Here is a 26,633-nt window from a genome sequence, read left to right as displayed (position 1 = left end):
TTTCCGTACCAAACTTATTAGCAAAATGAATAATTGTCCTACGGATTTTCAGCATTTGAATGTGATGTGTTCAAAGAATCTTTCTCTCTAGGCCTGCGGCGTTCCGGACGCAAATTTTTCAGCTCACTCTCTTCTGCAAAAGTTGCGTCTTCTTTAAACTTACCGGTCGAAATTTCGAAATCATCTGCCGTTCCTGTAATTTTCATCGGAATATTTATAAGTCCCATTGGTGGCAACCCTACGCGAAATCCGACATTTATTTTGCCATCCATAGTAACTTGCCCTTCAAGCTTCGCCCTAAAACCAGCCATTTTCATGGTTGTCGGCGTTATAGTCATTACATTATTCTTTATGGCCGAATGAATGGCAATTTTATTAAAAGTTGCTTTCTCCAAATCTGCAGCATCTGCTTTTTTGGCTACGTGGTTTAAAATCTTGAAATTTTTAAATTTAATATCCTCTAGGGTCAATGTTCCTTCGCCTTCAATAGATTTAAAGTCAATATCCATATTCTGATCGATACTTCCTCCTAGCTGGTAATCAACCGATACCAATCCATAGGCATCTTTAGCCATACTTACCAATTCGGCAAAAATCGGAATCTCAGCATAAGCGCGTTGGATATCAAAATTGCTAGCTTTAAAATTTGCATTGTACTTCGCTAAACGACGATGCTGGGCTTTATAATCACCGGTCATGGCTATTTTAGTTCCTGCCATATTAAAAGCGGCTTCTGTTACCTGAACTTTACGATCATTAACCACTAGAGTTCCAACAAAATCTTTAATCTTATAAGTATCAAATTGAAGATTATTGACTTTTGCTGCGATTTTTAGATCGGCGCTACTAGGAATTCTAATTACGTAGTTTTTATTCTTTGCATTGCTGTTTTTAGCAACTGCAATTACAGGTATAGAATCTGTTTTTTGAGCTACTTCTTCTTCGGCTTTCTGGTCTGTATACTTTGCAATCATATCAAAAAACTCGTTTGCATCAATCTGATTGCTCGATAGATTAATATCTGCTTTGAGCTTTTCGTTAGACTCGCGTAGATATTTTCTATTAAAAACATACCTTAAAATATTATGGATGTATCCATTTAATACAATATCAGATTTACCATAAGTAACATTAAATTCTTCAAAGCGCATCTTATCTTTAAAAAACTTAAATGTTCCTTTAGAAATCTCAAAGGGTTCAGGAAACATGGCGCTCTTAATCACTAAATTTCGTGCTTCTAGCTTACCCCCGTTTTTAATATTTTCATAATTTTTCGCATCTATATCTTTTTTAGATCCTTTAGCAATAAGATTGGTCTGGATAACTCCCGAAATGCTCAAATCTTTAATGGGGAATATCTGGGTTAATTTACCAACATCCAATGTTCCCTGAGTTTTTATATTGTAAACCAAATCGTAAAGATTACTAACCTCTCCCTGTACTTTAAAAGGCGATCCTGCCAGAACAAATTCTGCTTGCTGTAATTTCACATTTAAATCTTCTCCAGTGCCTCTATCACTTGCTATCGCAGCATTTAGATTTATATTTTCAACTGGCATATTAGGAAATTTGAGTGATTTCAAATACCCATTCTTAATACTTGCCACTGCTTTTGAGGATGGATATTTTTTCTGTTTGCGGTTTAAAATTCCATGCATGCTTGCTTTTAAATTTAAATCTCCTTTAACTTCTAAACTATCTAGAGGATAAAATTTGTGCACTTCTGCCAGATTGATTTTAGATTCCAATTCGGTATCTACAGTAAAAGGATATAACTTATGGAGTTCGAATCGTCCTCGAACAAAATTGCCAAGAGCTTCAGCATTCAAATTCTCTATTTTAGCCGAAACGTTTCTTAAAATACTGTCTTTTGCTGTCACCGTTAGATTTAGGTGAATATTTTTTACTGCATCTTTTTTCTTTATGTTTTGAAGATATCCATTTTTTAGGCTAAGATTTAGCTGAAATTTAGGAATGCTTTTAATGATCGTATCTACTTTATTTAAACGCGGACTAAAACCTAAATCTCTTAAAAAAATACCGTCGGCTTTTAAATCCAAAGCAATATCTCCACGAATATCATTCTGATTAAGATTTAAGGCTTCTTTTAATTTTGCCAAATCTAAATCGGCTTTTACAGCCGTTTTAATTTTTAGCTTTTTAAAACCTTCAGAATGGAAATTAACTGTCGTTTTCTTTTTATCCAGATTAAATGACAAATTATCTAAATCAAACTTTAATTTATTAATGTCTAACTCTTTAACCTCTGCTTTGGCTGATATATTAATATCTTTTACTGGATCTTTTATTCTTTTATAAGCAATTGTACCGTTGTTAATTTGTAAATCAGCAGAAACAATTGGCTTTTCTGAAAGGTCTTGCATATACCTTCCGCGTGCAAAAATCCTAAAATCAATATTACCGCTAATGGTCATCTCTTCACGCCACTTATCGTAAGCTGGAGGCACAAGGGACAGCATTTCTTCTAACGTAGAATTTTTCGATTGCATACGCAAATCAAAGTCATATCCTCCTTTTATAAATGCAAAATGTCCATTAAATGAGAACGGAAAATTTTTAATGCGGATAACATTACGCTCAAATTTAAACTTAAGTGCTTTAGCATCTATGTAAGTGATTATTTCAGCATTGATAGGTTTATTTCGCACATAATCGACACCGTTTAAGCTAAAATCGAATGATTTAATTTTTACATTAGAATCAAGATCAAATAAATCTGCACTTAAATCACCTTTGCCTTTATAGTTCAAATCCTGAACCTTAAATTTTAAAAGTGCGCTTCTGTCATTGTATGATATATTAGTTTGCTTTATAACAACCTTTTTAATATTGAATTCTGTCTTTGCTGTATCTACAGATTTAGAAGGTTTGACAATATTAAAATTGGCGTTTCCTTTAGAATCTATTTCAAGATTTAAATCTGCTTCATCAAGATATACGGCATCTAAAACAATCTTTCCCTTCAATAAACTGTAAAAATTCAGACCCGCAGACACTCTTCCTGCTTTTACAATGCTTACAGCTTCAAACTGTTTCTTTTTGCTTAATACGCTCACATTTTTAGCATAAATGGTCAATGCCGGAAAATGTTTAAAAACGGAAAGACCTATCTGATCAAAACGTACTTCGGCATCTAGTTTCTCATTGGCTATACTTTCTAATTTCGCCGTTATTTCGTCTTTAAAGACATACGGAACAATTGTAAGCACAATTATTAAAAGTAGAAATAATGTCGTAATACTTATTGCCGTTTTCTTTAAGAACTTCTTAGTCATTTTTTTTGGGGTATCGTTTTAAGATTTTAAAAATATAGATTTAGCTGTCAAGAAAAAACCTTGATTGAGATATTAACTCAAAAATAACAATTAAAAATTTTATTGATTCCTCAGGCAGGCTTTCAAAAGAAGATTTCGTTAAATTAATTATTCTCACAGATTAAGTTCTAGATTTCAACGACTCATTTTGCCTGTTTACCTAAAATCATATCCTCCACAGGCATTTTCTGATGACCTTTACATTATAAAACAAAGCTGCAGAGCTTATAACTTAAAAACTTACGATTATGAAAGCAACCATTGGTATTACAGAAAAAAACACAAACGCTGTTTCTAACGAATTAGCAAAACTGTTAGCAGATGAATTTGTACTTTACACCAAAACTAGAAACGCACACTGGAATGTTACAGGCGATAATTTTCATGCGAATCACATCTTCTTTGAAAATCAGTATAAACAACTAGATGAAATTATTGACAGCGTTGCTGAACGTATGCGCAAAATTGGCCACTACGCACCCGCAACCTTAAAATCCTATCTTGAAATGACGCATCTTACAGAATACAGTGAAAGAACCAACGATGGTTTAGGGTTTATGAAAGATCTATTGCAAGACCATGAAAGCATCATTGAATTTATTCGTGGCAACATTACTCCTTTTGCTGATGATTATAAAGATTATGGTTCAAGCGATTTTATTACTGGTTTAATAGAAATTCATGAAGAAATGGCATGGATGATACGCTCTTACTTTAGATAAAATAACAAGGAATAAGTATATTTGTCTAAACCAAAAACCAAATACCATGAAAGCGTTAATTGTTGATGATAATGATATTGCAAGAACCACTTTATCTCATTTGGCTAAACAAATTCCGAATCTTACTGTTGTAAATGAATATTCTAATGCCATTGAAGCGTATCATCATTTACAGGAAAATGAGGTAGATTTAATTTTTTTGGATATTGAAATGCCCGAGATGACAGGAATTGAGTTGACAAAAAATCTCTCAGGGAAAGATATCATCATCATTTTTACATCTTCTAAAAAGGAATACGCGCTTGAGGCTTTTGAATTGAATATTGCAGATTATATTCTAAAACCAGTTACTCCTGCCCGATTTTTACAGGCAGTAAGTAAAGCACAGTCTATCATTGAGAGCAGAAAAGAAAATATACAATTTGGTAAAGAAGAATTTTTATTCGTTAGAGATTCTAATATTACAAGACGATTAAAGCTAGATGATATTTTTTACGCTGAAGCAATGGGAGATTATGTAAAATTTTACACCAAAGAAAAAATGTTTGCCATTCACGGCAAAATGAAAACTGCCGAAGAACGTCTGCCAAAAGATGATTTCATTAGAGTGCATCGTTCTTATATTGTTTCTATTGGTAAAATTGACACTTTACAAGACGGAGGTATTATGATTAACAAAAAATTTATTCCTGTTGCAGATGCTTACAGAAAAGCGCTTAATACTAGGATGAATGTATTCTAAATGCCATTTTATTCTTTCTGCTGCGTAAACTAGAATCCTATCTTATCGAATTAAGATAATACAATTTCATTACACTTATTTATATGATAAATACGTCTACCGTAATGGGTAACAAACGCTTTAGTTATTTTATAATCAGCAGTTTTATTTTATGCAGTATATTATTGATTGCTGTACAAATTAATTCGGCTCAAAATACTAAAGAACTCATACGAAATAATAATACCCTTTTAAATGAATTGCGTTCTAGCAATCATTTAAGAGAAATTGACCGTGATATCTTGGGTGTCGAAAGCAGAATTCGAGCTTCGATCGCAACTAATGACACTACACATTTAGAAGGAATTGATCAAAAGATCAGGCAGATTAGAAATTTTCTCGATTCGCTTTCTGTAGATAATGCCGATCCTGAAGAGGAAAGATTAATACAAAGACTCGGAGTTTTGGCTCAGGATAAAATGGTCACAAAAGGAAAACTCCTACATCGTTATGATTCTTTAGGAAATATGGATGATGATAGCTCCATTGCCAATCCTAGAGCCAGAATAATTTCTAATGAGATTACTGATATTACAGCAAAGATTTACCGTAAGCGTCAATTGCGCATGGTGGAGCTGCGAAATCTAAGTCTGGAAATGGGCCAAAGAGCAAAACTTTATGACATCTCTTTGTTAGTTTTACTAGTTTTGAGTGGTGCCGTTATAGGATATCATATTATGCGCCAATTTAGAAGACAACATTTTCTGATCAAAGAATTGGATATTGCAGAAAAAAAAGCATCCATTGCTGCTCAGACTAAAGAAAATTTTCTAGCTAATATGAGTCATGAAATCAGAACGCCGCTTAGTGGTATTTTAGGATTTACCAATTTATTACAGAAAAGACCTTTGGATGAAACTTCCGCAGAATTTGTGAGTTCTATTCAGCGTTCGGGCGAAAATTTAATGACCATTATTAATGACATACTCGATTTATCTAAAATCGAGGCTGGAATGATGCGCATTACGCCTGGAATATTCAGCATTAACGGATTATTGGATTCGGTTGAAACGCTTTTTTCAGAACGGGTAAAAGAAAAAAAACTAACCATTTCCAGTAAAGTCGATAATTCGATTCCTGATACTTTAATTGGTGATGCCACCAGATTAACTCAAATATTGGTCAACCTCATTGGAAATGCCATAAAATTTACGCATCAGGGATCTGTAAGCATTGAGGTCTATAACAAACTCCAACATGACGATAAGATTGTTGTGGGCTTTAAAATTACAGACACGGGAATTGGAATTGATAAAGAAAAGCTAAATGAAGTCTTTGAAAGATTCAATCAAGGGGAAGATTCCACAACTCGAAATTACGGTGGGACTGGCCTTGGATTATCAATAGTAAAAAAGTTGATTTTATTGCAAAACGGTGATATTGAAGTAAAAAGTGAACAAGGAAAAGGAACAACCTTTAGCTTTTATATTCCGTATGATATTGCTAAAGAACAGCTCAATTCTAAACCTATTGTCAATATTAACCACTTTAAAGATATCTCAAATAGCGCTTTGAGGGTTCTAGTTGTAGATGACAACGCGATCAATCAGAGTTTGATGAAACATTTGCTTTCACAATGGAATGTTGATTTTGAAATGGCTTCTAACGGTTTGGAAGCAGTCGAATATCTAAGGAAAAAAGATTGTGATCTGGTATTAATGGATTTACAAATGCCTCAAATGGATGGATATACGGCTGTTCAGCAAATTAGAGAAATCTTAAAACTGGATATTCCTATAATTGCCATGACGGCGCACGCACTTCCTGGCGAAAGAGAAAGATGTTTGAGCCGAGGAATGAACGAATACATTTCAAAACCTATAAAAGAAGAAGAACTTTTTAAACTAATTGCTGCTTTCGGACTGAAAGAATCAAATTCGGAAGAAACAAACATTATACAATCTGATCCTGTTTTTCAACATATTGATCTTTCGTATATGCAATCGGTAAGCGGCGGTAATAAAGCGTTTGAACAAACTGTTACCAAACAGTTTATTGACAATGTCCCGCTACATTTAGAACAGCTTATCACGGCTTATCAAAATCAAGATTTTAAAATGGTGAAACTTAGAGCACATGACTTGCAATCAAGTGCTGCTATAATGGGACTATTGCCTCTTTTAGAAGAAAAACTCAATATTCTTGAATTGGCTACAGAACAAAATGCAACTTTACAGCAGATTTTAAATGATGTCGAAAAGATTCTGAACTCGTCACTCTTAGAAGCTAAAGTTTTTTTAGAATCACTGTGAAATAAATAAGACAATAGCTCGTTTTAAATTCAAGAAAAACCATCTTACTATATATTATTCAATTAAAAGACTGTCTGTAAAAGGCGGTCTTTTTTTGTTCTTTTCTATCTTCAAATATAGCCCCTGATTTCAACCTCGAGAAACCTATTCAATGCGAATTGTGATAATAGCAAACGATTCATTCTGCTGTTTAAACGAGTGTTTTTGCCCATTCGATGAATAGTAGAATGCTACACGAATGTAAGGCGGTAAATTTACTTCAGTTAAACATTTAAAACCAAGAAATCATGGAAATCATCCAAACCAAAGAAAATGCATTATCACACTCAGCAGTTACTGCAGTTATTAATGCTCCAATTGAAAAAGTAAATATTGCAGACTGGCTTTTAAACCTTCCTGATGCAGAATACCAACGTTGTTCTACACAACACATTGGTGCAGGAATTACCAGTACATATGATGGCGAACCAATGTCTATTAACGTAGAAACAATTGGCGATGCTTTAATGGTGCAGCATTATGTGGCAACAGTTCATCGTCCAGATTATTGCCGTATGTTGTCTATCTCAGATTCTATTACTAAAAACGGCCGTACTAAAGTTCAGGTTTTATGGGAGCTTAAAGTAACCAAAATTGATGAAAACACTTGCCTGTACACCAACGAGATTCATGCCACAGCCACTCCAGAAATGTTTGAATACTTAAAAGAACATGGAGTAGATCTAGCCGGCGCTGCTGCTTCAAGACAAGCTGCTTCTGATACACACAATCATGAAGAAACTCCTAACTTTGCTAAAAGCATAGAAAACAAAGCATTAACTGGCAAATACAATCAGCCTTTTTAATAGTATAGAAATCGAGCGCACCAATGTGCGCTCTTATTATTTTGAGTATTATGAAAAATAACTTGTTTGAAATACTAATCGGTTCTTGGACATTAGTTGAATTGATTGAAGTACCTTTAGAGGATGGACAAATTACAAATCCGATGGGAACCAAACCAAAAGGCATTATTATTTACAACAGCGACGGCTATATGTCGGCACAAATAATGAATACTGATTTTGAACATTCTGACACCAAAGACAGTACCTCTTATCTCGCCTATTCTGGCCCCTTCAAAACTGATGATGAAAAACAAATAGTCAGCCATACTATGTCTATTTCACTTTTTGAAAATTGGAGAAATGAGACACAAAAGAGAAAAGTTCTTTTTAAAGATGGATTGCTTCATTTAGAAACAGAGAAACCATTTATAAGTAATTCACGTTGGGTCATTCATAAACTTACTTGGAAAAGAATGGAACAATCCAATAAAAACCACTAATCACAAACTACATGAAAGCAATAGTTATAACTCAATTTGGAGCTCCAGATGTACTGAAACTGCAGGAATATCCAACTCCAGAAGTAAGTGGAGACAAAGTGTTAATAGAAGTTAAAGCAGCAGGTTTAAACCGCTCTGACATCTTCCAGCGTGAAGGCAATTATCCTGCACCAGCTGGAGTTTCATCTGAAATTCCAGGTTTGGAAGTTTCTGGAATTGTAGTCGAATGCGGACCAGATGTTACCGATTTAAAAATTGGTGATCAAGTCTGTGCTATTCTCGCTGGCAGTGGTTATGCAGAATACGTAAGCGTTCGGGAAGGTCAATGCTTGCCAATTCCAGCTGGACTGACTTTTGCCGAAGCAGCAAGTTTGCCTGAGACAGTTTTTACAGTGTGGTCAAATGTTTTTCAGAGAGGAAACCTAAAATCTGGAGAAACTCTTTTGATTCACGGCGGTAATAGTGGCATTGGCATTACAGGAATCCAAATTGCCCATTCTCTTGGCATTCGTGTAATTGTAACAGTAGGATCTGATGAAAAAGGCCAAAAATGTCTCGATCTTGGCGCTGCTTCTTATATCAATTACAAAACCCAAGATTTTGAAACCGTTTTGCCGGAAGAAGGAGTCGATGTCATCTTAGATATGATTGGCGGTAATTACCTGAGTAAAAATGTAAACATCCTAAAACCCGAAGGCAGATTAGTTCATATTAATGCCGTAAGCGGCAGCCATGTAGATCTGGATATTTGGAAAGTAATGATAAAACGTTTAACAATTACCGGAAGCACTTTAAGAAGCCGAGACTATGATTTTAAAAAACAGCTAGCCAAAGAAGTGCAGAAAAATGTCTGGCCTTTAATCGAGTCAAAACAATTCAAACCGATTATTTTTAAAACCTTTCCCTTCAGCGAAGCTCCTGATGCACATCGATTATTAGAAGATGGCAGCCATACGGGTAAAATTATTTTAGTTCGTTAATTATTCCAAACAAAACTTAAACCTCAACCAAAAACAAATCGTGATATGGAAAATCAAGGCGCATCTGTTGTTATTACTCACCATATTTTGGATGGAAAAGAACAGGAATATGAAAAATGGCTGGATAAAATTGTTCCAATTACCAAACACTCCAATGGTTTTATCGATTTGCAGATCGTACGGCCAATTCCACATTTAACTTTTGTTTACACAGTTATCATCCGATTTGACACCATTGAAAATCTTAAATACTGGATGGAATCGGAAGACCGAAAAGTGCTCATTAAAAAAGCAAATCCATTATTCAGAAAAAATGACAACTACCAGATAAAATCAGGTTTGGATTTTCTTTTTAATGGGGAAAACGAAGGAAACAAAGTTCCTGTTCGCTGGAAACAATTTCTTGTAACGTGGTCCGCCATTTACCCATTGTCACTTTTAATTCCTTTATTGGCACTACCCTTTTTAAGGTTCTTGAAAATTCCGGCATATCATTATTTTGATGCTTTGGTAATTTCAGGTTTCATTGTCTTTTTAATGGTATTCGTGGTAATGCCCAATTATACCAAACTGATCAAAAAATGGTTATATAAATAATTAAAACTTCCCTCTTTATAAAATCAAAAATCACTGTAATTTGCAGTGATTTTTTTGGTTTAAACTCTAAAGAAACAAATCTTCTACAATCAGAAAGCTTCAAATTATTACTAAAGTTCTCTTACTAAATTCAACGACTGATTTTGCCCATCTAACGAATTCAAACTATACTCAGCATATATCTTCAATAGCTTTACAGTAGAATTAAAAACCAATACAATTAATCATCAAAAAGCTATTATTATGACTACCGAATTATTAAGTTTCAAATACGAACTAGAAAAAAAAGAACCACGCACCAATGACGGCGGTACAACAAGAGGAGCTTCTGTTAAGGATTTTCCAGCTTCTATTGGCATCGCAGGAGTTTCCATGCGACTACAGCCGGGAAGTATGCGCGAATTACACTGGCACGCAAATGCAGCAGAATGGGCTTATGTTATTTCAGGAACGGTTCGCACAACAATTATTCATCCAAATGGCAAAAGCTACACGGATAATTTTGAACCAGGCGATGTTTGGTATTTTCCAAAAGGATACGGACATTCAATTCAAGCAACAGGAACAGAAGAATGCCATTTTATTTTAATCTTTGATAATGGTAATTTTTCCGAAGATCACACTTTCAGCGTTACCGATTTTGTATCCTGCATGCCACCAGAAATTGTTGCTCAAAACTTGGGAATTACTTTGGAAGAAGTAGCCGCATTACCTCAAAAAGAAGCCTATTTTGCAGCCGGAATTGTTCCTGACGAATTATCCTTTACTGCCACTCCCCGACCTGAAGAATCAGATATTGAGTTAACCAATTTACATCGTTATCCCTTGCATTCTCAACAACCTAGAATAATTCCAGGTGGCGGTTTGCAAAGATTGGTAACAAGCAAAGAATTCCCTATCAGCACAACAATGGCGGGATCTATTATAGAATTACAGCCAGGCGCTTTAAGAGAAATGCATTGGCATCCCAATGCTGATGAATGGCAATATTATATTTCTGGTCAAGCCGAAATGTCTGTTTTCTTAGCAGAAAGCACAGTCGTTACCGAACAATTCAACGCTGGAGATGTCGGTTATGTACCAATGGGTGCTGGACATTACATTAAAAATACTGGAAATACAGTTTGTAAAATCTTAATTGGATTTAATAGTGGCACCTATCAATCTATTGATTTAAGCGAATGGCTTGCAGGAAATCCAAAAGATGTCGTGGTAACCAATTTTGGTTTGGAAGAAGGCGAAATTGAAAAATTCCCTAAAAGCAAACTGTTTATTCAACCGTAATCATAAGTATTGTGGATGCCAAAACACAGTTCATAGATTCGTCTGAACAAACTAGATCACAAGAGAAACTAGCCATATTTTTAGCCTTTATTGCAGGCTTTCTTGATGCTGCCGGTTTCCTGAAATGGAAAGTATATGTCTCTTTTATAAGCGGAAACAGCACACAATTGGGAATCGCTTTATCCAGTGGCAAATTCAATGTACTTCTTTCGTCTATAACGGTAATTGGTTGTTTTGTCTTCGGAATATATGCTGGAACCTGTATTTCGTTGTGGAGAGAATCCAAAATTCAGACACTGCCATTTTATATCGTTTCAGGCATATTGATTGTCTATACAATGGCATCCAATTATTATACGATAAACAACGGATTGTCGATACCTATCATTCTTTTTTCAACTGGTGTTATGAATACCATTGTAACGTCTGTTGGAAGTCAAAAAATAAATACCGATTTCGTGACGGGAACTTTGAATAGTCTGGCTAGAAATACAGCCATGTTAAGTCTCTCTCGCAATAAAAACAGTCGAAAATTTTATAAACTCAATGCTATACGGCTTTTACTATTATGGATTGGCTTTTTGCTAGGGGCATCTGTCGTACCAATTATACTTCCGTTATTGAAAAATTGGACGCTTATTTTGCCTGCTGCATTACTACTTGCTTGTGCATTTTTGCTGCCGATTACTGACTTTAACCTTAAAAATAAATCTTATGCTGAAGAAAAATGACGTTGCGCCAGATTTTACCTTATTTGCAACACCCGATCAAAAAATCACTTTATCAGAATTTAAAGGAAAAAACGTGATTTTAGCTTTTTATCCTGCCGACTGGAGTCCAGTTTGCAGCGACCAAATGGCACTTTACAACGAAATGCTGAAATACTTCAAGAAATATGATGCAACAATTTTCGGTATTTCTGTAGATAGTAAATGGTGTCACATGGCCTTTTCTCAATCAAGAAATCTGCATTTTCCTTTATTGGCTGATTTTGAACCAAAAGGAGAAACTTCAAAAAAATATGGCGTATACAATGAGAAAGAAGGCGAATGCAATCGTGCCCTCTTTGTAATTGACAAAGAAGGAATTATACAATGGAGTTATCTCTCGCCAATGGCTATAAACCCAGGAGCAGATGGAATTCTTGAAGCTTTAGAAAAACTATAAAACCAATTAATTATGTCACTAAAACCAGCGGTCAGTAAAACTGATCATATACAAGGAAAAAAAGATGCTAGTATAGTAATCGTAGAATACGGAGATTATCAATGTCCCTATTGTGGTGCAGCTTATCCTATTCTTAAAGAAATGATGAAGAAATACGGCAAACAGATAAAATTTGTTTTTAGAAATTTTCCGTTATCAGAAATGCATCAATACGCCCGTCCTGCAGCAATTGTGGCAGAAGCCGCGGCATTGCAGGGAAAGTTCTGGGAAATGCATGATGCTATCTACGAAAATCAGAGAATTCTAAGTGAACCTTTTTTATTAGAATTAGTAGAGAAATTGGAGCTAGACCCACATCAATTCAATGTCGATATTAAAAAATCTGAACTTGCCACAAAAGTAGATTCCGATTTTGAAAGCGGTATTTTAAGCGGTGTAAATGGCACACCTTCTTTTTTTGTCAATGGTAGAAAATTTAACGCAGGTGCAGAAGATCTCTTGCAACTGATGAGTGAAATCGTGAAATAAATAGGTTGAGAATTAAATATAAAAATCGAATAGTATGCTCTCAATTAATGAATGAAAGTATATTTTTTGAACCAATTTTTAATTAAATTTACGTAACAACTTCAATTACAACGCCATGGAAATAAACTATACGGAATTAGTTTCCATCAAACACGTAAGTGTCCAAAGAATAGAAAACAGCGGAACCTCATCGTTTTTAGATACGCTTTCTGTTGAAGAACCTCTTGAAATCAGGCTTTCTTACGGTTCTAATTCAGAGAGAATTCAAAAGAATATTTCGGTTACCATGCGAACTCCGGGCAATGATATTGATCTTGCGATTGGTTTTCTGTTTACAGAAGGAATTATTACTTCTTTTGAAGATATTCAAGATGCTTTTGCATTAAAAATGAATTGCTTGTTACAAAAACAAAACATTGTTCAGGTTGATCTTAAAGAAGGTTTTACTCCAAATTTGATGCAGACAGATCGAAATTTCTATACGACTTCAAGTTGTGGCGTATGCGGAAAAAGTTCGATTCAATCTATAAAAACGGTAAGCCCATTTGGAAATTTGATGAGACCGCAGATCCAGATTCATGCATCTGTTTTTTATCAATTACCCAAAAAATTAAGAATTGCTCAAAGCGATTTTGAATCCACTGGCGGTCTTCATGCCTCAGGGCTTTTTAATATTCAAGGCGATTTGATTCTTTTAACTGAAGATGTTGGAAGGCATAATGCATTAGATAAATTAATTGGCAGATCTCTCGCAGATCAATCACTGCCATTAAATGAACATATTTTGCTTCTAAGCGGAAGAGCCAGTTTTGAGCTAATCCAAAAAGCAGCAATGGCGGGAATTTCTATTATTGCTTCTATTGGCGCTCCATCCAGTTTGGCCGTAGAACTTGCGGCAGAGTTTAATATTACACTTTTAGGATTTCTAAAAGAAAATCGATTGAATATATACAACTCATCGGAACAAACCTTAATCCTAACACAATAGCCATTAAACCATAATACAATGAAGAAAGATCCACAACAAAAAACAGATGATTTAACCCATAAATTACCTGAAGCAGAAAATCCGTACCAGCTTTCGAAACTTAAACTAACAAAAGTAGAAAAATGGGCTGCCGGCGTTCCTGCGGTGATGGCTGCGGTAAGCGATCTTATAGAAGATAAAACCGTTCTAAGAGGTGGCAAAGCTTTGTTTAAGATGAATCAAATGGGAGGTTTTGATTGTTCCAGCTGTGCATGGCCAGATCCTGATGATGATCGATCTCCATTGGGCGAATATTGTGAAAACGGAGCAAAAGCTTTAGCTGAAGAAGCTACAACCAAAAAAGTTGATGCTGCTTTCTTTAAAGAAAACTCTGTTTACAGTCTTTCAAAATTAGACGATTACCAAATTGGAAAAATGGGAAGATTGACGGAACCGATGTATTTACCTATTGGCGGTACACATTATCAGCCCATAAGTTGGAATGAAGCTTTTAAAAAAATTGCCTCACATTTAAATGCGCTTGAATCTCCAAATGAAGCGGCCTTTTATACTTCGGGAAGAACCAGTAATGAAGCTTCCTTTCTTTATCAGCTATTTGCAAAAGAGTTTGGAACCAACAATATGCCAGATTGTTCCAATATGTGCCACGAAACCTCTGGAACGGCTTTGAAAACTACAATCGGAATTGGAAAAGGAACGGTTACTTTAGAAGATTTTTATGATACCGATGTGATTGTGATAATCGGACAGAATCCTGGAACGAATGCTCCGAGAATGCTGAGCGCTTTAGAAAAAGGCAAAAACAATGGTGCAAAAATTATTGCGGTTAATCCGTTACCCGAGGCTGGCTTAATGGGATTCCATAATCCACAGGCTATAAAAGGGATAATTGGATCAGGCGGAAAACTTACAGATCTTTTTCTTCCTATAAAAATAAATGGTGATATGGCACTTTTAAAAGCTATTGAACTTTTGCTAATTGAATTGGAAAAGAAAAATCCAGGTGAAGTTTTTGATCATGAATTTATCAAAGACAAAACAACTGGTTTTGAAAATTTTGAGAAACAATTTGAAAATTTAGACTTAGATCATCTTGCCTTTCTATCTGGAGTTCCAAAAGATTTAATTATTGAAGCTGCGGAAATATTGGCTTTCAAAAAAAGAATTATCGTTTGCTGGGGAATGGGACTTACACAGCAGCCAAATGGTGTCGATATGATTCGAGAAATTGTCAATATTTTATTGCTTAAAGGAAGCATAGGGAAACCTGGCGCGGGAGTCTGCCCTGTTCGCGGACACAGCAATGTGCAGGGAAACAGAACCATGCTTATTGATGAAAAACCTACAAATGAACAATTAGATCGTCTTGAAAATTACTTTGGATTTAATCCGCCGAGAAATCATGGTTATGATGTGGTTGGAACGATAAAAGCGATTCATGACGAGAAAGTAAAATTTATGTTCTGCATGGGCGGTAATTTTCTATCAGCAGCACCAGATACGACTTACACTGCAGAAGCATTTCGAAAACTGAAACTGCTGGTCTGTGTATCGACAAAACTCAACAGAGGCCATTTGGTACACGGAAAGGAATCTCTTATCCTTCCTACGCTTTCCCGAAGTGATATGGATATCGTTAACGGCGAAGTGCAAATTATCAGTACAGAAAATTCTATGGGCGTGGTGCAGTCTTCAAAAGGCGTGCTTAAACCTATCTCGGATCAATTGATAAACGAAACTCAAATTGTCTGCCGAATGGCGATGGCGGTTCTTGGAGAAAAATCAGTTATCGACTGGAAGCGATACCACGACAGTTATGATGATGTGAGAGAAGCTATTGAAAATTGTATTCCAGGTTTTGAAAATTACAATAGTAGAGTTCGCGAAAAAGGCGGTTTTTATTTGCCTAATGCTCCTCGTCATGGTCAATTTACAGCTAAAGAATCAGCTGATCGTGCAGCATTTACTTTAACAGAAATTCCAGATAATGAATTAGCTCAAGATGAATACATGATGGCCACAACTCGTACGCATGACCAGTTTAATACTACTATTTATGGTATGGATGACCGCTATAGGGGAATAAAAAATGAACGCCGTGTTATTTTCATGAATCAAAATGATATTGATAAAGCAGGATTTAAAGCGGGAGACAAAGTAGATCTCTTTAATTATAATGATGGCATTGAAAGAATTGCGCCTTTATTCCTTATCGTCTCTTATCAAATTCCAGAGCGAAATACGGTTACTTATTTTCCGGAAACCAATGTTTTGGTTTCTGTAAATAATGTGGTGAAAGAAAGCAATATGCCAGCTTCTAAATACGTAAAAATAAAAGTAAAAAAACACGATCCTGCCATTTACGAAAAGATAAAACACATGTAATTCTTTTCAATACGATATGTTTAGCGGAAGACTTTTAGTAGCGTTTCTCTCAGATTAAGAAAACAAAAAATCAATACTTAATCTAGGTTAATCGACTGCTCTACTCTTCCTATATAAATTTGCCAAAGAAATCTAAGTCAAATAAAAAATGATAAAACTTAGAATTTAACGACAATACCAAAATTAGGATACTCTTAATTTTATTAATCTTAAAAACCAAAAAAATGAGCACAATTACAGTAAAAGACGGAACAGAAATTTATTATAAAGATTGGGGAAAAGGGCAACCTATCGTTTTTCACCACGGATGGCCTTTATCAGCAGACGACTGGGATGCGCAAATGATGTTTTTCTTAAAACAAGGATATAGAGTTATTGCCCACGACAGACGTGGACACGGTCGTTCTGGTCAAAGTGCTGAAGGCAACAACATGGAGACCTATGCTGCAGACGTAGCAGAATTGACCGCTGCACTTGACTTAAAAGATGCGATTCATATTGGCCACTCAACTGGCGGAGGCGAAGTAATTCGCTACGCAGCAAAATATGGAAAAGGACGTGTTTCAAAAGCAATTATTATTAGTGCTGTTACACCAATCATGATTAAAAATGAGGCAAATCCTGATGGTGTTCCATTGTCTGTTTTTGACGAAATTAGAAAAGGAACCGGATTTAACAGAGCACAATATTTTTATGATTTCCCTATTCCATTTTACGGATGGAACCGTGAAGGAAAAGAAATTCAAGAAGGCATTAAACACAATTGCTGGCGTCAGGGAATGATGGGTTCTGTACTGGCTCATTATGAAGGCATTAAAGCTTTCTCTGAATCCGATTTTACTGAAGATTTGAAAAGTTTAGATATACCTGTACTGGTTCTTCACGGAGAAGATGATCAGATCGTTCCATATAATCAGGCACCTAAAGCTGCTGCTCTTTTGAAAAATGGAAAATTAATTTCTTATCCTGGATTTCCTCATGGTATGCCTACAACAGAGGCAGAAACTATCAATAAAGATATTTTAGAGTTTATCAAAAAATAAGAACGCAGGTAAAAACAAGAATAAAAGGCCATTAGATGTAATGTTTAATGGCTTTTTTATAGCACAAAAAGACATCGCTTGAGAAAACCCCATCATTACGTGAAGTCCTCCTATTCAATGCAAGAAATCTAGCATTTTTACTTTAGAATAATATCGAGAACCCTTTAGTATATTTTATAAATAAATCGATTAAAACTAGGATTACGATCAGAACAATAAAAATTAGAAAATATGTAATTATCTGAGCTTTTCTATTAAATTCAAAAGTCTCAGGATTAATAAAATAATCAGCATATACAGTCGGGGAAATCTTAATATGTGGACAAAATAAAACGACGCCCTGCAGAAAATGGCCAATCAGCAGGTATTTATTTTTAGGAATATAAGTCATCCCGTTGTCAGCTTTGGAAAAATGAATGGGAATCTGCTTCCCGTTCTTAAATCCAAAAATATAGCCAGGGGAATATTTTGTTCCAATTTTTCTATCGATATCACTTACATATGCTTCTGTGCTCTTTTCCAGATCCTCATATAGAACACTTTCGACATTACCGTTATACTGGTGTTGGTGCATGCCGTAACGATCAACAGAAATTGAAATGACCTTATTCTGTTTCTGACGCTTATAATTCTTAAATAAAATCCAGCCCCCCCAAAGCAGTAGAGGAAAATATATAAGGTCAAAGATTAGCTCTTCTTGAGATAAAGGACTGTTATGCTCCAGCTGCATACTCAAAGGTAATCCAATAAATAAAGAAAGCATTGCCAGAATCAAAAATCCAAACATCGAATACATTAAAAGAGTAGCTGAGATATGACGTTCAGAAGATACTTTTGGAAAATTCTCTTTATTATAAATCATTTAGTAATAGTGTTAAAAACCTCAAACCCAAAAATCCTCTAAATTTTAAAATTAAAACCAAGCCGCGCTTTTTCTTATACTGTGAAAAATTCACTTAAGATTTACAGCGTACTATTTTCGCAGTTTGAAACTGTTCGTAAATTATCCAATCGTCACGAAAATACAAAAAAAAATACCACACGATTTACATTTAACCGCATAGAATATATCTAATGTTAACGTTGTCCCCTGCTCTCTTATGCAATGCAAAAAATGAAAATTTTAGTAATCGATAAGATATTATATAACTCCACAGCAGAATTGTATAACTAAAAAGATTACAGTGCACATTATTTTTGGCATATACAATTTATACAAAACGAAATGAATTACATTATGAAAAAAGCAACAGCAATTCTTCCGGTTGTTATATCAGTTTCTCAATCTGGCACACAATCTGACATGAATTTCACAAATACAGCAATTCAGCACATACAAAATTCAAAGCTTTTAGGCAATTTATACCATAAAAGTGAAGATGAACCGGACTTTGACTGCGAGTTTTTACATGCAGCTCATGACCTAAACGAATACGAAAGCATAATTGATCCAGAATCTGACGATCAACTTTTGGATGAGTTTAATGATAATCAATGGGATGCAGACATCTACGATCCGTATGTAGAATCAACCTATTATTAAATAGAAGGGGTAAAAATAAAAAACGACAGAATCATCGGTGGAGAAATCTATTCGCAAGTATATTAAACAATTACTGTGTGCCATATTGGTATCATTTTTTTTACTATAAAACTCGGTTCACCATCAGAATTGACTCCTATTTTTATTTATGATCAGCTTTTAATTTTTATCTAGGATTTGTTCGATAATTATTTTTTGAATTTCTTTAGGCTTTTCCATAAGTACGGAATGTCCAGCATCTTCAAACAGGAATATTTTCTTCTTTGGTGCTTTGAGATGTTTAAAATATTCTTCTGCAATGACATGATTAGTCTGAAAATCTTTCTTCCCGATGAAAAAATAAACCGGTCAATTAATTTTCGGAAGTTCTTTTGGAAGATTTTGAAAGATTAACTCCTCCTTCTGCTAGAATTTTTAATTCAATTTCAAACTCTAAAAACTTCCAAAACTTAAGCTGTATCTCTAAACTGAAATTCTCTTATATTTAAATCTATTATGCATTTAATTGGTGTCTACGGATTAAGCAATTCCAAACTTTTTTTCAATTGTTATACTTTTCTTTTAATCACGTTATTCTCACAATAAGTAACTGAATATATAAGTACTTACATGCCTTTACGTGTTGTTTATTTCTTTAAAAGTTAAGCTGTTTTTCCAACATTCTTCTGACAATGATCAAAAATATTTTCAAAAATAATACATTAGCTTTTCTTTTTTAATGACAATTAGTGATTCTAAAATAATTTAGATTCGATTGTAGCCGATGGAAAAATAGCAATTAAATAAAATCTTTCATAAATGGAAAAAACTTTTGAATTTACTGTTGAAAATTGTGATAGGAAAAGCACAAAAAAAATAATCGACGGAATTATTGAATACAATTTAAGTAAAGTTTCAGCAACTAATCATATTTCCACTCCATTAGAATTTACAGTCAAAAATGAAAAAGGAACTGAGATTGGGGGAATATTAGCAGAAATTGGATATTGGAATGAGCTTGAAATAAAAGTTTTGTGGGTAGAAGAAAGTTATAGAAAAAAAGGGATCGGAACTTTACTTTTACAATATGCTGAAAAAACAGCGAAAGAAAAAGGAGCCGAAATCTCAATACTGGATACATTTGACTTTCAAGCAGAAAATTTCTATTTAAAAAACGGATATGAGCCAATTGGTGAAATTAAAGATTTTCCAAAAGGGCATCGAAGGATATATCTATCAAAAAAACTACACTGATAAAAACATGAAAACGAAAGTTTTTTTTGCTAAAGTGCACAACAGAAAAGCTCTATTAATAAGTAAGATAGGCTCATTTATTCCTACAAATTTAATGAAATAATTTAAGTCTGAAAAAAGATCATTTGTCATGTATCCGATAATTTGGAAAAATATCTAGCTTTTCAGAGAACATTTTAATCTAGCAGTTGAGGCCAATATAAAAGAAATAGTATTAATATCCCCAAACACAACCTAAAATTTCTGTGTATATTGAAGATTATTAAGTCAGATGACGGCACAATGTTTTATAAAAAACGGGAACATTTGCATAATATAATCTAAAAAATAATGGCATTATTTCCGGAGAAGATCAAAATCAAGAAAAGCAGAGAACGCTGATTAAAAAAAAATGCAGATCAGATGAGTTGCATTTTTTTCAAAGATTGTTCATATTCCATAAAATTGGATTGTCTGCACTTAAAGTTAATTAAAACACAATTTTAAAAAAATCTGAAGCTGCTACTATTTAATAGAGTACATTTGGCCAAATTAAATATTTAATATGCAAGAAGGTACAGTAAAATTTTTCAATGAGGAAAAAGGATTCGGATTTATAACTCCTAATGATGGAGGAAACGAAATTTTTGTCCATGCCTCAGGTCTATCAGAAAACATCCGTGAAAACGATTCAGTTCGATATGACATCCAAGAAGGCCGAAAAGGTCCAAACGCAGTAAACGTAATCGTAGCATAATATACTATAGTACTAGTTTATAAAGCACCTGTCCAAAAACAGGTGCTTTTTTATTTAAATGATTTCTAATAATCATTATGTAGTCCACAGAGATTTAATTTGTGATTGCAACTTTTTCGCTTAAAGTGTTACTGGCAAACCTTTTTTTAAGCATACGGCGAAACTGCTATTCCAGAACACTGCTGTTTTTAATATCCTCTATAATTTCATTCACGCTTTTCTGATCCGTTGCCCAAGAAGTGATTAAACGTACAGCTGACCTGCTCTCATCAATCTCTTTCCAGACATAAAATGCAAACTTTTCATGTAGCGAGCTGATCACAGTTTTAGGCAGAATCGGAAAAATCTGGTTGGTGGCAGATTCGGTTAAAAATTCATAACCAGCCTCTTTAATCGCTTCGGCAATCTGCGCAGCATACTTATTGGCTTTTTCTGCCAGAACAAAATACAAATCTTCCTTAAAGAGCTCATAGAACTGGATTCCCAACACCCTTCCTTTTGCCAGAAGAGCACCGCGCTGCTTGAGAACATAATCAAATTCGCTGCACACTTGTGAATTCTTAAATACGATAGCTTCACCGAATAGAGCGCCATTTTTTGTTCCACCAACATAAAACACATCGGTAAGATTTGAAACATCAGATAAGGTAAGATCATTAGCTTCAGCAGTAAGTGCATGGCCGAGTCGGGCACCGTCCATAAAAAGAAATAAGTTAAGCGACCTACATACCTCTGCAAGTTCTAAAAGCTCCGCTTTATTATAAAAAGTTCCTATTTCTGTGGAATTGGAGATATAGACTAATTTGGGCTTAACCACATGAGGCCTCAGCTGATAGGAGTCAAAAGTATTCTGAATATCAGCGGCCGTTAATTTACCGTTCTGTGTTGGAACTGCGATTACCTTATGGCCAGTAAGTTCGATTGCCCCGGTTTCATTGGCAAAAATATGTCCTGTTTCAGCACTGATGACGGCTTCATGGGTACGCAGTAAAGCAGATATTACAAGAAGGTTAGCTTGGGTTCCTCCAGACACAAAATAAATAGCCGCATCAGGATTATTCATTTTCTCTTTCAGGCATTCTTTAGCCTTTAAAGAATATTCATCATCCCCGTATCCATTCTGCTGGTCAAAATTATTCTCCACCAGACTTTTAAGAATATCCGGATGCGCCCCTTCAGAGTAATCATTTTTAAAACTGTACATAAAATAAAATTTAGAAGCGCAAAGCTAATAGATTTCTTTTCCTCAAAGCGACTAATAATTTATTTCTTGCAGCAAAATATCATACAGGATTTGCAGCTGAACAAGTAACTTAGTCAAATCCAGTCTCTCCCATCTTCTCAAAAAGTAATAAAAAAAAGAGCTAAAATGCTCCTTAAACATTTTAACACTTTTACTTCTTTTTCTTAGTGTTTCTTTGTGCCTTCTACTTCCCGATGCAGAAATTGGCAAAGATATTCCCTAGCAATTCGTCATTAGAGACCTGACCTGTAATAAGTCCAAATTGGTATAAAGCTTCACGAATATCAAGCGCCATAAGATCACTTGAAAGTCCAGATTCTAAACCGAATTTTACTTTTTGAATTTCATCTAAAGCTTTTAATAACGAATCATAATGTCTTGTATTCGTAACAATTGTTTCGTTATTGCGAAGTGCTCCTGTATTAACAAAAGATAACAATTCATTCTTTAAATCCTCTACTCCTATCTTTTCTTTTGCAGAAATCAATAAAAGTTTTGCATTTAAGTTTTCTAGCTGATTGGTAATATTTGCTACTTCATCAGCAGACAAAATATCTTTTTTGTTTACCACAATAAGCAAAGGCTTAAGCGGATATTTGTTCTTAATCTGCTCAATCTCATTTACGAATTCAGAACTTGAAGCCTGAAATTTCAATCCGTCAAATAAATAAATCACAACTTGCGCTTGATCTATTTTTTCGAATGTTTTCTTGATTCCAATACTTTCTACAACATCTTTAGTATCACGAATTCCAGCAGTATCAATAAATCTAAATCCGATACCACCAATTACCAATTCGTCTTCGATGGTGTCACGAGTTGTTCCAGCAATGTCCGAAACAATTGCTCTTTCTTCATTCAACAAAGCATTCAATAACGTCGATTTACCAACATTTGGTTCACCTACAATTGCAACTGGAATTCCGTTTTTAATCACATTTCCAACAGCAAACGAATCAATTAAGCGTTTTAAAACAAATTCGATTCGGTTTAATAGCTCATGAAACTGTGTTCTGTCAGCAAACTCTACATCTTCTTCTGCAAAATCCAATTCCAATTCAATTAAAGAAGCAAAATTTAAAAGCTCTTCTCTAAGTTTTGCAATTTCATTACTGAATCCGCCACGCATTTGCTGCATCGCAATTTGGTGAGAAGCTTCGTTATCTGACGAAATCAAATCTGCGACTGCTTCTGCCTGCGATAAATCTAATTTTCCGTTTAAAAAAGCTCTTAAAGTAAACTCACCTGCATCTGCCATTCTACATCCATTTCGAAGCAATAACTGAATAATCTGCTGTTGAATGTAAGTTGATCCGTGGCACGAAATTTCAATCGTATCTTCGCCAGTGTAAGAGTTCGGACCTTTAAATACCGAAACCAAAACTTCGTCTAGCGTTTTGCTTCCATCTACAATATGCCCTAAATGAAGTGTATGCGTTTTCTGTTTGGTTAAGTCTTTGTTTTTAATAGATTTAAAAACCGAATTACCAATTGTAATGGCTTCAGCTCCAGAAATACGAATTATGGCGATAGCTCCAGCTCCTGAAGGCGTAGCTAAAGCAACTATAGAATCTTGATTTATCATGCTGCAAAGGTATAAAAAAAGGCTTAATTTCTTTTCGGTACAATCTTGTCCTCAATCCAACAAGAAATCTTCGCAATAATTCATATTAATAAATCATTAAGTGTTAAAATACTGATAAATGTCAGGTTAATTTCTACCCAGAATGAGTAAATTTGAGAGACAAACCTTAATCTTAAATACTATGAAAAAGATATTATTTCCAACCGATTTCTCTGACGCTGCTACCAATGCATTTGTCCATGCTTTAGAATTTGCTAAAGTTGTAAACGCCGAATTAATCTTACTTCATACATTCGAGATACCTGTTTACGACAGCCAATTCTTTCCAGAGAATTATGCTTCTATATACAGTTCAATCGAGCTAGCAAAATTTGAAATGTTTAAGGATGAAATTCCGAAATTGAGAACAATTGCTGCCGAACGTAATCTAGAAGATATTGTAATCAAACACCGTTTAATGGATGGTGATCTAATTTACAATCTTAAAAATGCGGTCGAAGAAGACCAAGTCGATTTTGTAATTATGGGAACCAACAGCGCTTCTGACTGGACTAAATTTTTCACGGGTTCCAATACCGAATCTGTAATTTCTGGGGTCGAAGTTCCTGTTTTGTGTGTTCCTATCGACGCCAAATACAAAAAGGTAAAAACGATTGGCTTTACGACACGCTACCGAGAAAAAGACAAAAAAGAACTTAAAAAAATCCTGAAAATCGCTAAAAAAACTGGTGCTAAAGTAAAGAGTTTATACGTTAAAACTTCTAATTCCGATGTTACAGAGGAAACCCGAAAAGAATGGGAAAGAGATTTTGCTGAAGAAAATGTGGAATTTTTAGTTTTACCAAGTGATGATGTCAAAGAAACCATTCTTGATTTTATTCTTTACAAGGACATTGATGTTCTAACCACAATAACACATAAACGTTCGTTCTTTGAAAGTATATTTGACTCCAGTTTTTCAAAAAAAATAGCCAAAGAAGTAACTATTCCGATTTTGGTAATGCACGAAGATTAATTTCAATCCTTGATGATTTTGTAACTTAAAAGCTATATTTGTATTTCAAGCAAAATAATAGAATGAAAGCATATCCAGATAACGTTGCAAAATACTCGGAACTCTATAACAAAACCAACAAAAAATACAACAGCATAAGTCTTTTGAGGCTATTAAGTATTTTTCTTTTTTTGTTTTTTATGTTTTATTACATCAAAACAAACGAAATACTTTATGTTATTCTAGCTGTTTTATCTTTTGCTGGTTTTATTTTTTTAATGAAAATACATTCTCGAGTATCTTTTCAAAGATTGCTTGCAGAAACACTTTTAAAGATTAATCAGAATGAAATTTCTTTTTTGAAAAGAGAGAAAACTTCTTTCGAAAATGGAGTTGAATTTATCGATTACCATCATCCGTATGCTTACGATTTGGATATTTTTGGAGAACATTCGTTATTCCAAAATCTAAACAGAACAGCTTCTTTTGTCGGAAAAAAAACACTTGCAGAGTTATTACTGCATACGTTGCCTGAAGCTGAAATTTTAGAAAATCAAGAAGCGGTAAACGAATTAAAAAGTAAAATCGATTGGAGACAGGAATTTCAGGCTTTGTCAATCATTAGTGAAGATTCTAAACAATCTTATGAAGCGATAAAGCATTGGACTTCTTTTACAAATAATTCATTACCTAAAGTTTTAGTTGCATTATCATTTATTCTCCCAATAACATTTTTTGGATTTCTCACTGCGTATTTTATTACATCAAAAACCATTATACTTTCTTATTTAACGTATGTCTTTATTGCCAATCTAATTGTTTTAGGAAGAGCTGTAAAGAGAATTCAATCGGAAATAGCAAAAGCAGATAATGTCGATAAAATCATAAAGCAATACAGTTTATTGATTGAAAAAATCGAACGCGAATCTTTCCAATCTAAAAAACTAATTCGTTTACAAGAACAGCTTAATTTTAAAAATGCCAAAGCAAGTCAGCATTTAAAACAGCTTTCCGAGCTGTTTTCGAGAATGGATACGATAAATAACTTTGTGACAGCGACTTTGTTTAATGGAACATTTTTATTCAATCTCCACGTTTTAAGAGCGCTTTTAAAATGGAAAGAAGATTATGCTTCTGAAATGAATCATTGGATTTCTATTATTGGCGAAATTGAAGCATTAAACAGTCTGGCAAATTTAGCGTATAACAACGACGATTTCGTTTTCCCTGAAATCAATTCTGAATATAAAATCGAATTTAAAAATCTAAGTCATCCGTTGCTTAATCCTGCTACAAGAGTTGGAAATGACACGCAATTTTTCCCGCAATCTTTTGTAATTCTAACTGGATCTAACATGTCAGGAAAAAGTACGTTTTTAAGAAGCTTGGGAATCAATATGGTGCTTGGCGGAATTGGCTCTGTTGTTTGTGCATCAGAAGCTAAGATTCATCCACTTCCAGTATTAGTTTCAATGCGATTGTCAGATTCTTTATCCGATTCTGAATCTTACTTTTTTGCTGAAATTAAACGTTTAAAACAGATCATGGATGCTCTTGAAAATCAGCCTGCTTTTGTTTTATTAGATGAGATTTTGAGAGGTACAAATTCCGACGATAAAAGAAACGGAACAATCGAAGTCGTGAAGAAAATAATTTCTAAAAAAGCAATCGGAGCCATCGCAACACACGATATTGAAGTTTGTCTGACTACGAATGAATATCCTGAAATTTTAACCAATCAATGTTTCGAAGTTGAAATTCAAAACAACGATCTTCACTTCGATTACAAACTCCGAAACGGAATCTGCAAGAACAAAAGTGCTACATTTTTAATGCAAAAAATGGGAGTTATTTGATGGTCAAATATGAGATGTAAAAAAAAAAGCTTTGTCAAAGTTTAAAACTTTGAC

At 34.4% G+C, this 26,633-nt stretch carries 23 protein-coding genes; 19 read left to right on the top strand and 4 right to left on the bottom strand.

The window, feature by feature from the left end:
* Nucleotides 1-38 precede the first annotated feature (38 nt).
* Nucleotides 39-3,296 (bottom strand): AsmA family protein, encoded by a 3,258-nt coding sequence (locus BSF41_RS15540; RefSeq protein ID WP_095930418.1) that lies wholly within the window; start codon nucleotides 3,294-3,296, stop codon nucleotides 39-41.
* A 287-nt stretch (nucleotides 3,297-3,583) separates the two neighbouring features.
* Here BSF41_RS15540 and BSF41_RS15535 point away from each other — a divergent pair, with 287 nt between their 5' ends.
* The 14 genes from BSF41_RS15535 to BSF41_RS15470 all read left to right on the top strand — a co-directional run bounded on the left by BSF41_RS15535 (nucleotide 3,584) and on the right by BSF41_RS15470 (nucleotide 17,389).
* Nucleotides 3,584-4,057 carry a Dps family protein gene (locus tag BSF41_RS15535; protein WP_095930417.1) on the top strand — a complete coding sequence of 158 codons (474 nt, stop codon included), beginning with the start codon at nucleotides 3,584-3,586 and terminating at the stop codon, nucleotides 4,055-4,057.
* A gap of 46 nt (nucleotides 4,058-4,103) precedes the next feature.
* Nucleotides 4,104-4,799, top strand: a complete 696-nt coding sequence (locus tag BSF41_RS15530) for a LytTR family DNA-binding domain-containing protein (RefSeq protein WP_095930416.1) — start codon at nucleotides 4,104-4,106, stop codon at nucleotides 4,797-4,799.
* A gap of 83 nt (nucleotides 4,800-4,882) precedes the next feature.
* Complete coding sequence (locus tag BSF41_RS15525) at nucleotides 4,883-7,090, top strand: ATP-binding protein (protein WP_095930415.1); 2,208 nt, start codon at nucleotides 4,883-4,885, stop codon at nucleotides 7,088-7,090.
* 287 nt (nucleotides 7,091-7,377) lie between these two features.
* Entirely contained in the window at nucleotides 7,378-7,935 is a 558-nt protein-coding gene (locus BSF41_RS15520) for a hypothetical protein (protein WP_095930414.1), read from the top strand.
* A gap of 50 nt (nucleotides 7,936-7,985) precedes the next feature.
* Complete coding sequence (locus BSF41_RS15515; RefSeq protein WP_172426919.1) at nucleotides 7,986-8,417, top strand: lipocalin-like domain-containing protein; 432 nt, start codon at nucleotides 7,986-7,988, stop codon at nucleotides 8,415-8,417.
* Between the two features lie 11 nt (nucleotides 8,418-8,428).
* A complete protein-coding gene (locus tag BSF41_RS15510; protein ID WP_095930412.1) occupies nucleotides 8,429-9,397 on the top strand; it encodes an NAD(P)H-quinone oxidoreductase in 969 nt (322 codons plus the stop codon).
* A 45-nt stretch (nucleotides 9,398-9,442) separates the two neighbouring features.
* Entirely contained in the window at nucleotides 9,443-9,994 is a 552-nt protein-coding gene (locus tag BSF41_RS15505) for an antibiotic biosynthesis monooxygenase (RefSeq protein WP_095930411.1), read from the top strand.
* A gap of 243 nt (nucleotides 9,995-10,237) precedes the next feature.
* A complete protein-coding gene (locus tag BSF41_RS15500) occupies nucleotides 10,238-11,278 on the top strand; it encodes a cupin domain-containing protein (RefSeq protein ID WP_095930410.1) in 1,041 nt (346 codons plus the stop codon).
* Nucleotides 11,279-11,289: 11 nt separating this feature from the next.
* Nucleotides 11,290-12,009 carry a YoaK family protein gene (locus tag BSF41_RS15495; protein WP_172426918.1) on the top strand — a complete coding sequence of 240 codons (720 nt, stop codon included), beginning with the start codon at nucleotides 11,290-11,292 and terminating at the stop codon, nucleotides 12,007-12,009.
* A complete protein-coding gene (locus BSF41_RS15490) occupies nucleotides 11,993-12,445 on the top strand; it encodes a redoxin domain-containing protein (protein WP_095930408.1) in 453 nt (150 codons plus the stop codon). The genes BSF41_RS15495 and BSF41_RS15490 overlap by 17 nt, the downstream gene beginning before the upstream one ends.
* A 12-nt stretch (nucleotides 12,446-12,457) precedes the next feature.
* On the top strand, nucleotides 12,458-12,973 hold the full coding sequence (locus tag BSF41_RS15485; protein ID WP_095930407.1) for a thioredoxin domain-containing protein: 516 nt from the start codon (nucleotides 12,458-12,460) through the stop codon (nucleotides 12,971-12,973).
* 115 nt (nucleotides 12,974-13,088) lie between these two features.
* A complete protein-coding gene (gene fdhD / locus BSF41_RS15480; RefSeq protein WP_095930406.1) occupies nucleotides 13,089-13,961 on the top strand; it encodes a formate dehydrogenase accessory sulfurtransferase FdhD in 873 nt (290 codons plus the stop codon).
* Between the two features lie 18 nt (nucleotides 13,962-13,979).
* Entirely contained in the window at nucleotides 13,980-16,346 is a 2,367-nt protein-coding gene (locus BSF41_RS15475; protein WP_095930405.1) for an FdhF/YdeP family oxidoreductase, read from the top strand.
* Nucleotides 16,347-16,570: 224 nt separating this feature from the next.
* Nucleotides 16,571-17,389 (top strand): alpha/beta fold hydrolase, encoded by an 819-nt coding sequence (locus BSF41_RS15470; RefSeq protein WP_095930404.1) that lies wholly within the window; start codon nucleotides 16,571-16,573, stop codon nucleotides 17,387-17,389.
* A gap of 142 nt (nucleotides 17,390-17,531) precedes the next feature.
* On the opposite strand, the gene BSF41_RS15465 is transcribed toward BSF41_RS15470, so the two are convergent.
* On the bottom strand, nucleotides 17,532-18,251 hold the full coding sequence (locus tag BSF41_RS15465; protein ID WP_095930403.1) for a hypothetical protein: 720 nt from the start codon (nucleotides 18,249-18,251) through the stop codon (nucleotides 17,532-17,534).
* Nucleotides 18,252-18,626: 375 nt separating this feature from the next.
* On the opposite strand from BSF41_RS15465, the gene BSF41_RS15460 reads away from it, so the two are divergent.
* The 3 genes from BSF41_RS15460 to BSF41_RS15450 all read left to right on the top strand — a co-directional run bounded on the left by BSF41_RS15460 (nucleotide 18,627) and on the right by BSF41_RS15450 (nucleotide 20,901).
* A complete protein-coding gene (locus BSF41_RS15460; protein ID WP_141248154.1) occupies nucleotides 18,627-18,932 on the top strand; it encodes a hypothetical protein in 306 nt (101 codons plus the stop codon).
* A gap of 798 nt (nucleotides 18,933-19,730) precedes the next feature.
* A complete protein-coding gene (locus BSF41_RS15455) occupies nucleotides 19,731-20,165 on the top strand; it encodes an N-acetyltransferase (protein WP_095930401.1) in 435 nt (144 codons plus the stop codon).
* 544 nt (nucleotides 20,166-20,709) lie between these two features.
* A complete protein-coding gene (locus BSF41_RS15450; protein ID WP_095930400.1) occupies nucleotides 20,710-20,901 on the top strand; it encodes a cold-shock protein in 192 nt (63 codons plus the stop codon).
* Nucleotides 20,902-21,067: 166 nt separating this feature from the next.
* On the opposite strand, the gene BSF41_RS15445 is transcribed toward BSF41_RS15450, so the two are convergent.
* Both BSF41_RS15445 and mnmE read right to left on the bottom strand, forming a co-directional pair.
* Nucleotides 21,068-22,105: a low specificity L-threonine aldolase gene (locus BSF41_RS15445; protein ID WP_095930399.1), complete on the bottom strand. Its 1,038-nt coding sequence runs from the start codon at nucleotides 22,103-22,105 to the stop codon at nucleotides 21,068-21,070.
* Between the two features lie 223 nt (nucleotides 22,106-22,328).
* Nucleotides 22,329-23,729, bottom strand: a complete 1,401-nt coding sequence (mnmE, locus tag BSF41_RS15440) for a tRNA uridine-5-carboxymethylaminomethyl(34) synthesis GTPase MnmE (protein ID WP_095930398.1) — start codon at nucleotides 23,727-23,729, stop codon at nucleotides 22,329-22,331.
* Nucleotides 23,730-23,910: 181 nt separating this feature from the next.
* Between mnmE and BSF41_RS15435 the strand changes: the two genes are divergently transcribed.
* Both BSF41_RS15435 and BSF41_RS15430 read left to right on the top strand, forming a co-directional pair.
* Nucleotides 23,911-24,744, top strand: a complete 834-nt coding sequence (locus BSF41_RS15435) for a universal stress protein (protein ID WP_095930397.1) — start codon at nucleotides 23,911-23,913, stop codon at nucleotides 24,742-24,744.
* Between the two features lie 62 nt (nucleotides 24,745-24,806).
* Entirely contained in the window at nucleotides 24,807-26,579 is a 1,773-nt protein-coding gene (locus BSF41_RS15430; RefSeq protein WP_095930396.1) for a DNA mismatch repair protein, read from the top strand.
* The last annotated feature ends 54 nt before the right edge of the window (nucleotides 26,580-26,633 follow it).

Source organism: Flavobacterium sp. ACN2, from assembly GCF_002303885.1.
GTDB lineage: Bacteria > Bacteroidota > Bacteroidia > Flavobacteriales > Flavobacteriaceae > Flavobacterium.
This window is presented reverse-complemented; position numbering and strand designations above follow the sequence as displayed.

What these genes read in the sequence shown, in the direction of transcription:
- fdhD (WP_095930406.1), top strand. Translation starts at nt 13,089, where the DNA reads ATGGAAATAAACTATACGGAATTAGTTTCCATCAAACACGTAAGTGTC.
- BSF41_RS15510 (WP_095930412.1), top strand. Translation starts at nt 8,429, where the DNA reads ATGAAAGCAATAGTTATAACTCAATTTGGAGCTCCAGATGTACTGAAA.
- BSF41_RS15525 (WP_095930415.1), top strand. Translation starts at nt 4,883, where the DNA reads ATGATAAATACGTCTACCGTAATGGGTAACAAACGCTTTAGTTATTTT.
- BSF41_RS15500 (WP_095930410.1), top strand. Translation starts at nt 10,238, where the DNA reads ATGACTACCGAATTATTAAGTTTCAAATACGAACTAGAAAAAAAAGAA.
- BSF41_RS15505 (WP_095930411.1), top strand. Translation starts at nt 9,443, where the DNA reads ATGGAAAATCAAGGCGCATCTGTTGTTATTACTCACCATATTTTGGAT.
- BSF41_RS15450 (WP_095930400.1), top strand. Translation starts at nt 20,710, where the DNA reads ATGCAAGAAGGTACAGTAAAATTTTTCAATGAGGAAAAAGGATTCGGA.
- BSF41_RS15445 (WP_095930399.1), bottom strand. Translation starts at nt 22,105, where the DNA reads ATGTACAGTTTTAAAAATGATTACTCTGAAGGGGCGCATCCGGATATT.
- BSF41_RS15530 (WP_095930416.1), top strand. Translation starts at nt 4,104, where the DNA reads ATGAAAGCGTTAATTGTTGATGATAATGATATTGCAAGAACCACTTTA.
- BSF41_RS15455 (WP_095930401.1), top strand. Translation starts at nt 19,731, where the DNA reads ATGGAAAAAACTTTTGAATTTACTGTTGAAAATTGTGATAGGAAAAGC.
- BSF41_RS15430 (WP_095930396.1), top strand. Translation starts at nt 24,807, where the DNA reads ATGAAAGCATATCCAGATAACGTTGCAAAATACTCGGAACTCTATAAC.
- BSF41_RS15475 (WP_095930405.1), top strand. Translation starts at nt 13,980, where the DNA reads ATGAAGAAAGATCCACAACAAAAAACAGATGATTTAACCCATAAATTA.
- BSF41_RS15515 (WP_172426919.1), top strand. Translation starts at nt 7,986, where the DNA reads ATGAAAAATAACTTGTTTGAAATACTAATCGGTTCTTGGACATTAGTT.
- BSF41_RS15465 (WP_095930403.1), bottom strand. Translation starts at nt 18,251, where the DNA reads ATGATTTATAATAAAGAGAATTTTCCAAAAGTATCTTCTGAACGTCAT.
- BSF41_RS15435 (WP_095930397.1), top strand. Translation starts at nt 23,911, where the DNA reads ATGAAAAAGATATTATTTCCAACCGATTTCTCTGACGCTGCTACCAAT.
- BSF41_RS15485 (WP_095930407.1), top strand. Translation starts at nt 12,458, where the DNA reads ATGTCACTAAAACCAGCGGTCAGTAAAACTGATCATATACAAGGAAAA.
- BSF41_RS15470 (WP_095930404.1), top strand. Translation starts at nt 16,571, where the DNA reads ATGAGCACAATTACAGTAAAAGACGGAACAGAAATTTATTATAAAGAT.
- BSF41_RS15540 (WP_095930418.1), bottom strand. Translation starts at nt 3,296, where the DNA reads ATGACTAAGAAGTTCTTAAAGAAAACGGCAATAAGTATTACGACATTA.
- BSF41_RS15460 (WP_141248154.1), top strand. Translation starts at nt 18,627, where the DNA reads ATGAAAAAAGCAACAGCAATTCTTCCGGTTGTTATATCAGTTTCTCAA.
- mnmE (WP_095930398.1), bottom strand. Translation starts at nt 23,729, where the DNA reads ATGATAAATCAAGATTCTATAGTTGCTTTAGCTACGCCTTCAGGAGCT.
- BSF41_RS15535 (WP_095930417.1), top strand. Translation starts at nt 3,584, where the DNA reads ATGAAAGCAACCATTGGTATTACAGAAAAAAACACAAACGCTGTTTCT.
- BSF41_RS15490 (WP_095930408.1), top strand. Translation starts at nt 11,993, where the DNA reads ATGCTGAAGAAAAATGACGTTGCGCCAGATTTTACCTTATTTGCAACA.
- BSF41_RS15520 (WP_095930414.1), top strand. Translation starts at nt 7,378, where the DNA reads ATGGAAATCATCCAAACCAAAGAAAATGCATTATCACACTCAGCAGTT.